The organism is Paracoccus sp. (in: a-proteobacteria), assembly GCF_046462195.1.
Lineage (GTDB): Bacteria > Pseudomonadota > Alphaproteobacteria > Rhodobacterales > Rhodobacteraceae > Paracoccus.
The window spans coordinates 1-12,134 of sequence record NZ_JBKGUN010000210.1; the positions used below are offsets into that span (position 1 = coordinate 1).

Annotated in this window: 14 protein-coding genes; 6 read left to right on the forward strand and 8 right to left on the reverse strand. The window is 64.7% G+C overall.

Annotation, left to right across the window (positions count from 1 at the left end; all coding sequences use genetic code 11):
- The first annotated feature begins 118 nt into the window (after nucleotides 1-118).
- The 6 genes from proC (at nucleotide 119) to ACLHHB_RS12935 (ending at nucleotide 4,760) form a co-directional block, all read left to right on the forward strand.
- Nucleotides 119-928: a pyrroline-5-carboxylate reductase gene (gene proC, locus ACLHHB_RS12910; protein WP_410218687.1), complete on the forward strand. Its 810-nt coding sequence runs from the start codon at nucleotides 119-121 to the stop codon at nucleotides 926-928.
- Nucleotide 929: 1 nt separating this feature from the next.
- The gene (locus tag ACLHHB_RS12915) at nucleotides 930-1,262 is read left to right on the forward strand and encodes a tRNA-binding protein (RefSeq protein ID WP_410218699.1); all 333 of its coding nucleotides are present in this window, start codon (nucleotides 930-932) and stop codon (nucleotides 1,260-1,262) included.
- Nucleotides 1,259-2,236, forward strand: coding sequence for a 2-hydroxyacid dehydrogenase (locus ACLHHB_RS12920; RefSeq protein ID WP_410218688.1), 978 nt, complete (start codon nucleotides 1,259-1,261; stop codon nucleotides 2,234-2,236). Before ACLHHB_RS12915 ends, ACLHHB_RS12920 begins: the two co-directional genes overlap by 4 nt.
- Before the next feature lie 31 nt (nucleotides 2,237-2,267).
- Complete coding sequence (locus tag ACLHHB_RS12925) at nucleotides 2,268-2,465, forward strand: CsbD family protein (protein ID WP_410218689.1); 198 nt, start codon at nucleotides 2,268-2,270, stop codon at nucleotides 2,463-2,465.
- An 83-nt stretch (nucleotides 2,466-2,548) separates the two neighbouring features.
- Nucleotides 2,549-3,781 carry a glycerate kinase gene (locus tag ACLHHB_RS12930; protein ID WP_410218690.1) on the forward strand — a complete coding sequence of 411 codons (1,233 nt, stop codon included), beginning with the start codon at nucleotides 2,549-2,551 and terminating at the stop codon, nucleotides 3,779-3,781.
- 16 nt (nucleotides 3,782-3,797) lie between these two features.
- The gene (locus ACLHHB_RS12935; protein WP_410218691.1) at nucleotides 3,798-4,760 is read left to right on the forward strand and encodes a magnesium transporter CorA family protein; all 963 of its coding nucleotides are present in this window, start codon (nucleotides 3,798-3,800) and stop codon (nucleotides 4,758-4,760) included.
- Here the strand turns inward: ACLHHB_RS12935 and ACLHHB_RS12940 are convergent.
- The 8 genes from ACLHHB_RS12940 to ACLHHB_RS12975 form a co-directional block, all read right to left on the reverse strand.
- Nucleotides 4,757-5,035 carry a protealysin inhibitor emfourin gene (locus ACLHHB_RS12940; RefSeq protein ID WP_410218692.1) on the reverse strand — a complete coding sequence of 93 codons (279 nt, stop codon included), beginning with the start codon at nucleotides 5,033-5,035 and terminating at the stop codon, nucleotides 4,757-4,759. The two genes, ACLHHB_RS12935 and ACLHHB_RS12940, sit on opposite strands and share 4 nt — an antisense overlap.
- 35 nt (nucleotides 5,036-5,070) lie before the next feature.
- Nucleotides 5,071-6,165, reverse strand: coding sequence for a M4 family metallopeptidase (locus ACLHHB_RS12945; RefSeq protein WP_410218693.1), 1,095 nt, complete (start codon nucleotides 6,163-6,165; stop codon nucleotides 5,071-5,073).
- 73 nt (nucleotides 6,166-6,238) lie between these two features.
- The gene (locus tag ACLHHB_RS12950) at nucleotides 6,239-7,246 is read right to left on the reverse strand and encodes a sn-glycerol-3-phosphate import ATP-binding protein UgpC (protein WP_410218694.1); all 1,008 of its coding nucleotides are present in this window, start codon (nucleotides 7,244-7,246) and stop codon (nucleotides 6,239-6,241) included.
- 3 nt (nucleotides 7,247-7,249) lie between these two features.
- Nucleotides 7,250-8,098 (reverse strand): sn-glycerol-3-phosphate ABC transporter permease UgpE, encoded by an 849-nt coding sequence (gene ugpE, locus ACLHHB_RS12955; RefSeq protein WP_410218695.1) that lies wholly within the window; start codon nucleotides 8,096-8,098, stop codon nucleotides 7,250-7,252.
- Nucleotides 8,098-8,976 carry a sn-glycerol-3-phosphate ABC transporter permease UgpA gene (ugpA, locus tag ACLHHB_RS12960; protein ID WP_410218700.1) on the reverse strand — a complete coding sequence of 293 codons (879 nt, stop codon included), beginning with the start codon at nucleotides 8,974-8,976 and terminating at the stop codon, nucleotides 8,098-8,100. Before ugpA ends, ugpE begins: the two co-directional genes overlap by 1 nt.
- Nucleotides 8,977-9,054: 78 nt before the next feature.
- A complete protein-coding gene (ugpB, locus tag ACLHHB_RS12965) occupies nucleotides 9,055-10,368 on the reverse strand; it encodes a sn-glycerol-3-phosphate ABC transporter substrate-binding protein UgpB (RefSeq protein WP_410218696.1) in 1,314 nt (437 codons plus the stop codon).
- Between the two features lie 108 nt (nucleotides 10,369-10,476).
- Nucleotides 10,477-11,469 carry a DUF808 domain-containing protein gene (locus ACLHHB_RS12970; protein WP_410218697.1) on the reverse strand — a complete coding sequence of 331 codons (993 nt, stop codon included), beginning with the start codon at nucleotides 11,467-11,469 and terminating at the stop codon, nucleotides 10,477-10,479.
- 195 nt (nucleotides 11,470-11,664) lie between these two features.
- The coding region (locus ACLHHB_RS12975; RefSeq protein ID WP_410218698.1) for a fasciclin domain-containing protein at nucleotides 11,665-12,134 on the reverse strand (470 nt) is incomplete at its 5' end.

Here is a 12,134-nt window from a genome sequence, read left to right on the forward strand (position 1 = left end):
GCCCCAGCCCACCAGCTGGGGCGGGACCGGTCCCGCCGCCGCGCTGGACATCGCGATGGGCCAGGCCTACGGACGGGCCTGAGGGGGCAACGGTCCCCGCCGGACAAAGGGGGAAACCATGAGCGATTTCGACGACATCAACGCCCGCGGACTGGTTTTGGTCGGCTGCGGCCGAATGGGCGGCGCGATGCTGAAGGGCTGGCTGGCGCAGGGTCTGGAACCCGGCGCGGTCACGGTCATCGACCCGAACCTTGCCCCGGAATGGCAAAACAAGGGGCTGCGTGTGAACGCCGACCTGCCGGACCGGCCTGCCGTGCTGGTGCTGGCCGTCAAGCCGCAGATGATGGGCGAGGCGCTGGGCCGGATGTCCGATGTGTCGGACACGCTTGTGGTGTCGGTCGCGGCAGGAACGACCATCGCCACCTTTGAAAAGGCCTTTCCCGGCGCGCCCATTGTGCGGGTGATGCCCAACACCCCTGCCGCCATCGGGCAGGGCATTTCGGCCATGATCGGCAATGATGCTGCGACCCCCGTGCATCTGGACCTGGCCGAGGCGCTGATGCGCGCCGTGGGCCGTGTCGTGCGGCTGCAGGGCGAGGATCAGATGGATGCGGTCACCGGCCTGTCCGGCAGCGGACCGGCCTATGTCTTCCACCTGATCGAAGCCATGGCCAAGGCGGGCGAGGCACAGGGGCTTTCCGCTGATCTGGCGCTGGAACTGGCCCGCATGACCGTTGCCGGGGCAGGGGCGCTGGCGGTGCATGCCGATGAGAACCCGGCTGTGCTGCGCCAGAATGTCACCTCGCCCGGCGGAACGACCGCGGCGGGGCTGGCGGTGCTGATGGACCCGGCGACCGGCCTGCCGCCCCTGATGGCGCGCACGGTTGCTGCGGCGACGGAACGTGGACGAGAACTGGGGCGCGGCTGACATGACGATCAGCTTTGACGATTTCCTCAAGGTCGATATCCGCGTGGCCACCATCACCCGGGCCGAACCGTTTCCCGAGGCGCGCAAACCCGCCATCAAGCTGTGGCTGGATCTGGGCGCGTTGGGGGAACGCAAGTCCTCGGCCCAGATCACCAGACATTATGATCCGGAAGCGCTGATCGGCCGGCAGGTCCTGTGCGTGGTGAACTTTCCGCCCCGACAGATCGGGCCGGTCCGGTCCGAGGTTTTGGTTCTGGGGGTTCCCGACCCCGAGGGCGAGGTTGTCCTGATCCGCCCCGATCTTCAGGTTCCCAACGGCGGGAGGCTCTTTTGAAGCTTTTGGTGACACGGCCCATGACGGCCAGGGTGACGGCGGCAATCCGGGCGCGCTTTGACGCGACCTTTCGCGACAACACGCCCTTGACCGAGGACGAGGCCCGCCGGGCGATGCAGGATCATGACGCGATCCTGCCGACGCTGGGTGACGCCTTCACGGCGGCGGCCTTTCAGGGCGAACTGCGCTGCCGGATGCTGGCGAACTTCGGCGCGGGGTATAACCATATCGACATCGCGGCTGCGCGGGACGCGGGGGTGACGGTGACCAACACGCCCGACGTGGTGACCGATGCGACCGCCGATATCGCGCTGACGCTGATGCTGATGGTCCTGCGCCGCGCCTCGGAAGGCGAGCGCTTGTTGCGCGCGGGGCAGTGGACGGGCTGGCACCCGACGCAGCTGCTGGGCCATGAAATGTCGGGCCGCACCGTCGGCATCGTCGGCATGGGACGCATCGGCAAGGCCATCGCCCGGCGCTGCCATCTGGGTTTCGGCATGGAAGTGGTGTTCTTCAACCGTTCGATCGTTTCGGCACTGGATATTCCGGCCCGGCAGATTGAGGATCTGCACGCCCTGCTGCGGGCTTGTGATGTTGCCGTTATCGCGGTTCCCGGTGGTGCAGGGACACGCGGCATGATCGGTGCCCCCGAACTGAGGGCGCTTGGTCCCTCAGGCTGTTTGATCAACATCGCCCGCGGCGACGTGGTGGATGAGGACGCGCTCATCGCCGCCCTGCATGCCCGGTCGATCGCAGGCGCGGGGCTGGATGTGTATGCGCAAGAGCCGCATGTCCCTCAGGCTCTGATGGATGCGCCGAATGCCACGCTTTTGCCCCATCTGGGAACGGCAACGGACGAAACGCGGACGCAGATGGGCCTGCGTGCCCTAGGCAACCTGGAGGCATGGGTGTCCGGACGCCAGCCATCTGACCTGATCGTGCCGGGGGAGCCGTGGAGGGATTCCGGAAGTTGATGATGCACAAAGGTTAAGTCAGGAGTGCCACATGAACTGGGACGTCATTCAAGGCAAATGGAAGCAGCTCAAAGGTTCGGCCAAGGAAAAATGGGGCGAGCTGACCGACGACGAACTGGACCAGATGGACGGAAACAAGGACAGGCTGGCTGGCAAGCTGCAGGAAAAATACCGCTGGACCAAGGTTGAGGCGGACCGTCAGATCGACGATCACTTCCGGGATCGGTAAAGCGGGCTCCATTGACTTTGGATCATGATCTGGAAGGGTGCCTTGCGGTGCCCTTTTTCATGCGTACGGACAGGAGGAATACCATGCGGGAACAGGTTCTGGCCTTTCTTGAAACCGGCGTGGCGGCGGCGGCGCCGGGGTCGGCCGTGTCGCGTGCCATGCCTGACCTGCTGCGTGATCCCCTCGACCGTGACGGGTGCTGGCACGTGATCGCTGTCGGCAAGGCCGCGCGGGCCATGGCGGTGGCCGCACTGGAGGCATTGTCAGGCACTGTCACGGGACACGTGCTGGTCGTTACGAATGCCGGGAACGACAGCGCCTTGGACGGGGTCCGCGTCCTGCGTGCTGGTCATCCGGAGCCGGACGAGGACGGTTTGCGCGCGGCAGAGGCGGTGGCACAGGTATTGCAGCATGCGCGCCCGCAGGATCGCGTGTTGGCGCTGATTTCGGGCGGGGGTTCGGCCATGCTGCCGGCACCGGTGCCGGGGCTGCATCTGGATGATCTGCGCCGGGTGAACGGGCTGCTGCTGGCCTCGGGCGCGGACATCACGCAGGTGAATCTGGTCCGGCAGGCGCTGGACGGGTTGAAGGGCGGGGGCTGGTCGCGTCTGTCAGGTGCGCCGCTTTGCGCGCTGATCCTGTCCGACGTGCCGGGGGATGATTTGCGGGTGGTGGCGTCGGGTCCGACCGTGGCGCCGATCGGCACGCCCGCTGAGGCCGCGCATCTGTGTCGACAACTGGGCATATGGGACCAACTGTCTGAAAGGGTGCAACAAGCCATGACCGCGCCTGTGCCGGCTGCGGCACCCCCGGCACAAAACATCCTTGTGGGCTCGAACACGCAAAGTGTGGCGGCCATGGTCGCGGCGGGGGCATTGGATGGCGGCGTCCCCCTGCAGGGCGACGTGGCCGATTGCGCCCGGGCGCTGGTGGCCGTGGTGCGTGATGCAGCGCCCGGTCAGGCCTTGGTGTTTGGCGGTGAAACCACGGTGCAACTGAAGGGCGACGGCATGGGAGGGCGAAACCAGGAACTGGCGCTGCGCTTTGCCTGCGAGGCGCGTGCGGCGGGTCTGCAGGGACCTTGGGCCTTTGCCGCAATGGGCAGCGACGGTCGTGACGGACCGGGCGACGCTGCGGGCGGGCTCGTCTTTCCAGATACGTTGGACCGGATCCGCGCCGCCGGCATCGATCCCGCCGATGCACTGGCCCGCAACGACTCCACCCCGACATTGGCGGCTGCGGACGGGTTGATCATGACGGGCGCATCGGGCACCAACGTGGCCGATCTGGCGGTGTTCCTGCGCCCGCCCGCCTGAATTTCCGGAGCCGTCGATGCATTACGCCTATGCCGCACAAGGCAACCGCCTGAACCGTCTGGACCAGGATGCCGGGCTGGCCGAGGCGTTGTGGATCGACCTCATCCAGCCCAACGACGCCGAAATTGCACTGCTGCGCGACTTGGGTGTGACACTGCCCAGTCTGGCCGAGATGGAAGAGATCGAACTGTCAAACCGGCTGTATCGGGAAGACGGCCTGGACTACATGACTGCGGTTCTGCCAGGGGAAAAGGCAGGCGGGGACCGCGTTTCCATGCCGGTCACCTTTATCCTGTCCGACAGCAGGCTGGTGACGGTGCGCCATCATTCGCCGCGCCCGTTCCTGACCTTTCCGGCGCGTGCCGAGCGTTCGACGCTGGGCTGTTCCAGCGCGGAGCGCCTGTTTACCGGCCTGCTGGAGGAGATCATCGCGAGGCTGGCCGACATTCTGGAAGGTGCGGGACGGACCTTGGATGAAACCACGGCGGGCATCTTTGAGCGACGCTCGGTCAGCGCGGGTTCGGACCGCCTGCAGGCGGCGCTGCAGGACGTGGGGCGCGAGGCCGAAACGATGGCCCGCGTGCGGCTCGGCCTGCTGACCATCGAGCGGATCCTGGCCTTCCACACCGCCACGCTGGAGGACCGCCCCGAGGCCGGGCGCCTGCGGCCCGTCATCCGCGCACAGATGCGTGACATCCAGGCGCTGGAGGTTCATGCCGATTTTCTGGGCAGCCGGGTCAGCCTCGCCGTGGATACCACATTGGGCATGATCAATCTGCAGCAGAACAACACGGTCCGCATCCTGTCGGTGATCGCGGCGCTGTTCCTGCCGCCGACGCTGATCGCCAGCATTTATGGCATGAACTTCACCAACATGCCCGAGCTGGACGAGCCTTGGGGCTATGGCTTCGCGCTTGTGCTGATGGGGGTGACGACGGTTGGGACCTATCTGTTCCTGCGCTGGAAGCAGTGGCTTTAAAGGCTGTCGATCAGGTCCAGCATGTCGTCGCTCATCTGGCCCTCGGACAGGGTGAAACTGTGGCAGCCATCTGCCCCGGTCACGGTGATGGCATAGCGCATCCGGTCCGGGCAGGTGGGGCAGGGGGCCCCTTCCAGTTGCGAAAGGGCCTGGGGCTGGAAGGCGGCCAACAGGGCCGCCTGCACCTCGTGCGGCTGCTGTTTCACATCGACGCGCTTGGTAACCGAGGTGGGAATGGCCCCGAAACCGCCCGTCCCGTGGATTTCGATGATCATCTCGGCCCCTTTCCTGACAACGGGGCAGAATAACGTCAGACCGAGATTCCCACAAGTTTCCAGGCCCGCCGCAGCAGCAGGGTTTCCTGCGACCCGCTGCCTGCCAAGAGCGTGGCCGTGCGCAGCGTGTGGTCCGCCCAGTCCGAAAAGCTGGCCATCGGGTTGTTCAGGTCCTGCAGCGCCCGGTACCAGATCCGGCCGGGCAACTCCCAGGAACGTCCGCCTAGATAGTTGCAGAACAGGTAGAAGGCATGGTTCGGAATGCCCGAGTTGATGTGCACCCCGCCGTTGTCGTCGGTCGTGGTCACGAAGTGGTCCATGTGCCAGGGCTGCGGGTCGCGGCCCAGCAGGTCGTCGGAATAGGCCGTGCCGGGCGCCTTCATGCTGCGCAGCGCGACCCCGTTGATCCCCGGACCCAGGATGCCGCGCCCGACCAGCCAGTCGGCCTGATGCACCTCTTGGCGCAGGGCGCGCTGCTGGGACAGCGCCCCGAACACATCGGCGATGCTTTCGTTCAGAGCGCCCGACTGGTTTTCATAGATCAGCCCGCCGGAATGCTGGATGACGCCATGGGCCATCTCGTGCCCGATGACCGACAGTTCCAGGAACGTCCGGAATATCTTACCGTCGCCGGTTCCATAGGCCATCTGCTCGCCGTTCCAGAAGGCGTTGTTGTAATTGCGCCGGTGCTGCACGGTCGCCACCAAGGGCATGCCGCGCCCGTCCAAGGAGTTGCGGCCGTATTCTTCTGCGAACAAGGAGAAGACCTGCCCCGCACTGTCATAGGCCAGGTCGGCGTCCGGGATGCCGCACGGGCTGTCGCCTTCTGAACGAACAAGGTTCCCGGGCAGCGCTGCCCGGAACTGCCCATCATGGATGTGGCGGTCGGCACAGCACAGGTCGGGATCGACGGCCGGCAAGGGCAGGGAACCGGCGAACCCTTCGGAAAGGGGTGGCGGCGGGCTGGCATGGCTGGCCCGTTCCGCGCGCATCTCCTCGTCATGCCGCAGCAGCGTCCGGGCCATCTCGGCCGTGGCCCGATCCCCGCGCAGCGCCAGAACCCGCAGCATATAGGGCGGAACGATGCAGGCGATGGGGTTGTGGTGCGAACCGGACAGCGACAGGCACATGAGGCAACCTCCTGAATGGATCACCTCAGGGTAGCATTTGGGGGCCGCACCACAAGAACAAAATGTTCACGTTTCAGTCCATCCGGCGGCCGGTATCGCGCTCAAACAGGTGCAGCGCGCCGGGGCGATAAGACAGCCTCAGGCCGTCGGACAGCGGTGCGTCCGAGGGCAGGGTGATGGTGATGCGTTCGCCGCCTGTCTGACCGTGGACAAGACGCTGGGCCCCCAGTTCCTCGACCGCGCTGACCTGCATCTCGATGGGTCCGTCGGGGGTGACGGTCAAATCCTCGGGGCGAATGCCGATCTGTCCGGCATGCGCCGTGCCGGGCAGATGCGGCACGGCACGCGTGTCGATCAGGTTCATGGCGGGACTGCCGATGAAGCCCGCGACAAAGGCCGATGCGGGGCGGCGATACACCTCCAGCGGGGTACCGATCTGTTCGACCCGCCCGCCGTTCAGCACGACCAGCCGGTCGGCCAAGGTCATCGCCTCCAACTGATCATGGGTGACATAAAGGGAGGTCGTCCGCAGGCGTTTCTGCAGCTCCTTGATCTCGAGCCGCATGGCGACGCGCAGTTTTGCGTCCAGGTTCGACAGCGGCTCGTCGAACAGGAACGCGGCTGGTTCGCGAACGATGGCGCGGCCCATGGCGACGCGCTGCCGCTGGCCGCCAGACAGGGCACGCGGCTTGCGGTCCAGGAACGGTCCGATCTGCAGGATGTCGGACGCGATGCCGACGCGACGCTCGATCTCGGCCTTGGGGGTGCCGCGGTTCTTCAGGCCGTAGGCCAGGTTCTGGCGCACCGACATGTGCGGGTACAGCGCATAGTTCTGAAAGACCATGGCGATGTCGCGGTCGGCGGGTTCGATGTCGTTGACGACGCGGCCGCCGATGCGGACCTCGCCCTCGCTGATCGATTCAAGGCCTGCGACCATGCGCAGCAGCGTGGATTTCCCGCAGCCCGATGGGCCGACGAGCACGATGAATTCGCCGTCCGCGATGTCAATGTTCACGTCGCCCACGGCGCGGGTGCCGCCGGCATAGATCTTGCCGAGATTGTCCAGGATGATGGAAGCCACGTCTTATTTCTCCGTCTCGACAAGACCTTTGACGAACAGGCGCTGCATGCCGATCACCACCACCACCGGGGGGATCATCGCCAGCATCGCGGTCGCCATGACCAGGTGCCATTGCGGCAGGCCGTCCACGGCGTCGGCCATGCGCTTGATCCCCGCAACGATGGTATAATAGTCCGAACTGGTCGTGATCAGCAGCGGCCAGAGATACTGGTTCCAGCCATAGATGAAGAGGATCACAAAAAGCGCGGCGATGTTGGTGCGCGACAAGGGCAGCAGGATGTCGCGAAAGAATTTCATGGGACCAGCCCCGTCGATGCGGGCGGCCTCGGTCAGTTCGTCCGGGATGGTCAGGAACACCTGCCGGAACAGGAACGTGGCCGTCGCGCTGGCGATCAGCGGGATGGACAGGCCGGCATAGCTGTTGAGCATGCCCAGATCGGCCACGACCTGGAAGGTCGGCACGATCCGCACCTCGACCGGCAGCATCAGCGTCACGAAGATGCACCAGAAGGCCAAGCCGCGGAAGGGAAAGCGGAAATAGACCACGGCAAAGGCCGACAGGACCGAGATCACGATCTTTCCGATGGCGATCGACATGGCCATGATCAGGCTGTTGAACATCATCACGCCAACGGGGGGCGTGCCGCTGGTGGACACGCCGGCACCCAGCATGCGGCTGTAATTCTCGACCAGGTTGGGGCCGGGCCACATGGGGATCGTGCCGGACATGAAGGCCGTCGCGGTATGGGTCGAGGCGACAAAGGCAACCCAGACCGGCAGGGCCACGACGCAGACGCCGAGGATCAGGGTCAGGTGCGCCAATGCGTTCAGATAAGGGCGGTTCTCGATCATCAGTAGGCCACCTTCTTCTCGACATAGCGGAACTGGATCACGGTCAGCACCGCCACCAGCGCCATGAGCACCACCGACTGCGCAGCCGAACTGCCCAGGTTCTGGCCCACGAAACCGTCGAAATAAACCTTGTAGACCATGATGTTGGTGGCCTGCGCCGGACCGCCTTCGGTTGTGGCGTCGATCACGGCAAAAGTGTCGAACATGGCATAAACGATGTTCACGACCAGCAGGAAGAATGTGGTTGGCGACAAGAGCGGAAAGGTGATGTCGAAGAAGCGGCGCACCGGGCCCGCGCCGTCGATGGCCGCGGCCTCGCGCAGGCTGGCCGGGATGGCCTGCAGGCCTGCCAGGAAGAACAGGAAGTTATAGCTGATCTGCTTCCAGGCGCTGGCGATCACGACCAGTGTCATCGCGTCACCCTTGTTGCTGATGTGGTTCCAGTTATAGCCCAGTTGCCCCAGCATATAGGGCATGATTCCGATGGTGGGGTTGAAGATGAACCACCACAGGATGCCCGCCACCGCAGGCGCCACCGCATAGGGCCAGACCAGCAACGTGGTATAAAGGCGGGTCGACCGGATCATCCGGTCCACCGCAATGGCCAGCAGCAGCGACAGCCCCATCGACAGCCCCGTGACCGAAATGGCAAAGACCGCCGTCACCTGCAGCGAGTTCAGGTATTCGGGGCTGTTCCAGAGGCGGATGAAGTTCTCGAAACCGACAAAGGTCGACCGGGTGCCGAAGGCATCCTCGCGCAGAAAGCTTTGCCGCACGGCCTGGGCGGCGGGCCACAGGAAGAACACGAAGGTGATGATCAGCTGTGGGGCCAGCAGCAGCCAGGGCAGCAACTGGTTGTTAAAGATGGTGCGCTTCATCGGATACCGGGGGGCTGGGGTCTGGAAACGGGCACGGGGCCGCGCATCGGGCGCGGCCCCGGCCATCGATGCCAGTGATTACTGGTTCTGTGCCTGGAACTGTTCCAGCAGTTCGTCGCCACGGGAGACCACGCTGTCCAGGGCGCCTTGGGCGTCCTTGGAGCCCGACAAGAGCTGCTCGAACTCTTCGTCGATGATGCCGCGGATCTGGACATAGTTGCCGAAACGCAGGCCCTTCGAGTTCTCGGTCGGCTCGTTCAGGGTGATCTGGTTGATGCCCGTGTCGGCACCCGGGTTCTGGGCGTAGAAGTCGGCCATCTGCTCGCCCGCGGCTTCCGTGATCGGCAGATAGCCCGAGAATGACGCCCAGTCGGCCTGCACCTCGGGGGAGGAGAGATAATCGAAAAAGGCCGCGGCAGCCGCGTATTCCTCGTCCGCCTTGCCCGACAGGACCCACAGCGTCGCGCCCCCGATGATCGAGTTCTGCGGCGCACCCTCGACATCGTCGTAATAGGGCAGCATGCCGAAGCCCAGGTCGAAGGCTTCGGAATTGGCGATCACGCCCGCCCGGCTGGCCGAACTGCCCATGATCATCGCGCAGTCCTGCGAGTAGAACATCGGCGCGGCGTTGTCGCCGCCCACGGGGCCGCCATACTTGAAGATGCCTTCGTCGGACCAGCGCTTGAGATTTTCCCAATGCTTGACCTGCACGGGGCCGTTCAGCGACAGTCTGGCGTCCAAGCCGCCAAAGCCGTTCTCCATCGTCCCGATCGGCTGGTTGTGCCAGGCCGACAGGTTCTCGGTCTGGATCCAGCTGATCCACTGGGTGGTGAAGCCGCAGGTGGCAGCGCCCGACTCCTTGATCTGGTTCGAGAACTGTTCCATCTCGGCCCAGGTCTTCGGCGGCTGCTCGGGGTCGAGGCCCGCCTTCTCGAACACGGATTTGTTGTAATACAGGATCGGGGTCGAGCTGTTGAACGGCATCGACAGCATGTTGCCTTCGGGATCCGTGTAATAGCCCACCACCGCGGGAAGGAAGATGGACGGATCGAAGTCTTCGCCGTGTTCTTCCATCAGCTGGTAGACCGGGACAATGGCGCCTTCGGCGGCCATCATGGTACCGGTGCCCACCTCGAAGACCTGCACGATGGTCGGCTGCTGGTTTGCACGAAAGGCCGCGATCGCTGCGGTCATCGTTTCCGGATAGGTGCCCTTGTAGGAGGGGGTGACGCGGTATTCGTCCTGGCTGTCGTTGAAGCCCTGGACGATCTCTTCCAGCTTGGCGCCGAGTTCGCCGCCCATGGCATGCCACCAGTCAATCGTCGTCTGGGCATTGGCCGTTCCAAGCGACGCCAAAAGCGCCACCGCGGATGCGGTGCTGTATCGGATCATGTTGTTTTTCCTCCCGACGGAGTTGCGATGTGCTGCCCGCCTAATGCCTCCGCGTGACAGCCTCGCAACGCTATTGTGAAGGAAATGTGACAGTCTTTGACCGGTTGGTCAATCTTGCTGTTTGGCCGTGTGCCCGGGCGACCGGGTACCCTTCAATGCCGCGATGACCGGGTTGATGACATAGATGGCCACCGGCAGCAGCAGAAGGCCAAGGATCAACCCCAGGATGCCGTCAAAGAACGCGGTCGTGACCCAGGCCGCGACACCGGGCAGCGCGGGAACCGCATGAGCCGCCGCTTCGGCCATGCCGTGCACGATCTCATAGGGGGCATGCCAGCCCAGTTCATGCAGGCCGTGAACCACGATCTGCCCGCCGACCCAGATCATCGCGGCCGTCCCGATCACCGTCAGTGTCGTCATGAAGCCGGGCATGACATGGACGATCCCCCGGCCCATGGCTGCAACGGCTCCGTTGCGGCGCGTGGCCATGTGAACGCCGACATCATCGGCCTTCACGATCAGCGCGACGAACCCGTAAACGGCCGCCGTGATGGCCACCGCGACAAGCGCCAGGATCAGCGCCTTGATCGGCAGGCTGTCGGCGGTCGGAATGGTGGACAGTGCAATGGTCATGATCTCGGCCGACAGGATGAAGTCGGTCTTGATGGCGCCCGCGACACGTTCTTCCTCCAGCGCGGCGCCATCGGTCTCGGGATGGGTATGGCGCTCGCTGTCATGGGCTTCGGTATGGTGGAACAGGTGGGCAACCTTGTGCGCCCCTTCATAGCACAGATAGGCGCCGCCCAGCATCAACAGGGGCGGGATCGCCCACGGCGCGAAGGCAGACAGCAGCAAGGCCACCGGCAGCAGGATGATCAGCTTGTTGAACAGCGATCCGCGCGCGATCTTCCAGACGATCGGCAACTCGCGGCTGGCGTCAAAGCCATGAACATATTTGGGCGTGACGGCGGCGTCATCGATGACCGCACCCGCGGCCTTGACCCCGGCACGGGCGGCCTGTCCTGCCACATCGTCAATCGACGCTGCGGCGACCTTGGAAATGGCGGCTACGTCGTCAAGAAGCGCAATCAGTCCGCTCATGTCGTTCCTCTGGCGTGAATATGGCTGTGGCGGGATGCCGCAGTGTATCAGCCATCAGCAACGCGCTGCAGGCAAGGGGGGTTTCGCCGTTCAGCACCAGCAAGGGGTCCCAAGAAGGCAAAAGGCCCGTGCAGAGGGGACTGCACAGGCCATCGGGGCTGTCATGTCGGGGACGCTCAGCCCCTGCCGGTCAGATCACGACGCGGGCAGAAGCACGGTGTCGATGACGTGGATGACGCCGTTCGACTGATCAACATCGGGAATGTTTACGGTCGCGACATTGCCGTTCTCGTCGATGATCTGCAGCGCATTGGTGGCCGCATCGATCGAAGCCGTCAGCGTGCAGCCCCCCACCGTTTCAAGCGCGGCCGTCCCGCCACGCTGTTGGATCATCTGGCCCACGGCCGGCGAGAAGGCCTCGGTCGGCACGACATGGCAGGTCAGCACGGTCTGCAGCGTTTGCAGGTTCTCGGGCTTCAGCAGGTCCTCGACAGTGCCGGCAGGCAGCGCCTCGAAGGCCGAATTGGTCGGGGCGAAGACGGTGAAGGGGCCGGGACCGGAAAGCGTCTCGGCCAGGCCCGCGGCCTGCACGGCGGCAACCAGCGTGGTGTGGTCGGCCGAGTTCACGGCGTTCTCGACGATGTTGCGGTCCGGGAACATCTCGG

What these genes read in the sequence shown, in the direction of transcription:
- proC (WP_410218687.1), top strand. Translation starts at nt 119, where the DNA reads ATGAGCGATTTCGACGACATCAACGCCCGCGGACTGGTTTTGGTCGGC.
- ACLHHB_RS12915 (WP_410218699.1), top strand. Translation starts at nt 930, where the DNA reads ATGACGATCAGCTTTGACGATTTCCTCAAGGTCGATATCCGCGTGGCC.
- ACLHHB_RS12925 (WP_410218689.1), top strand. Translation starts at nt 2,268, where the DNA reads ATGAACTGGGACGTCATTCAAGGCAAATGGAAGCAGCTCAAAGGTTCG.
- ACLHHB_RS12930 (WP_410218690.1), top strand. Translation starts at nt 2,549, where the DNA reads ATGCGGGAACAGGTTCTGGCCTTTCTTGAAACCGGCGTGGCGGCGGCG.
- ACLHHB_RS12935 (WP_410218691.1), top strand. Translation starts at nt 3,798, where the DNA reads ATGCATTACGCCTATGCCGCACAAGGCAACCGCCTGAACCGTCTGGAC.
- ACLHHB_RS12940 (WP_410218692.1), bottom strand. Translation starts at nt 5,035, where the DNA reads ATGATCATCGAAATCCACGGGACGGGCGGTTTCGGGGCCATTCCCACC.
- ACLHHB_RS12945 (WP_410218693.1), bottom strand. Translation starts at nt 6,165, where the DNA reads ATGTGCCTGTCGCTGTCCGGTTCGCACCACAACCCCATCGCCTGCATC.
- ugpE (WP_410218695.1), bottom strand. Translation starts at nt 8,098, where the DNA reads ATGATCGAGAACCGCCCTTATCTGAACGCATTGGCGCACCTGACCCTG.
- ugpA (WP_410218700.1), bottom strand. Translation starts at nt 8,976, where the DNA reads ATGAAGCGCACCATCTTTAACAACCAGTTGCTGCCCTGGCTGCTGCTG.
- ugpB (WP_410218696.1), bottom strand. Translation starts at nt 10,368, where the DNA reads ATGATCCGATACAGCACCGCATCCGCGGTGGCGCTTTTGGCGTCGCTT.
- ACLHHB_RS12970 (WP_410218697.1), bottom strand. Translation starts at nt 11,469, where the DNA reads ATGAGCGGACTGATTGCGCTTCTTGACGACGTAGCCGCCATTTCCAAG.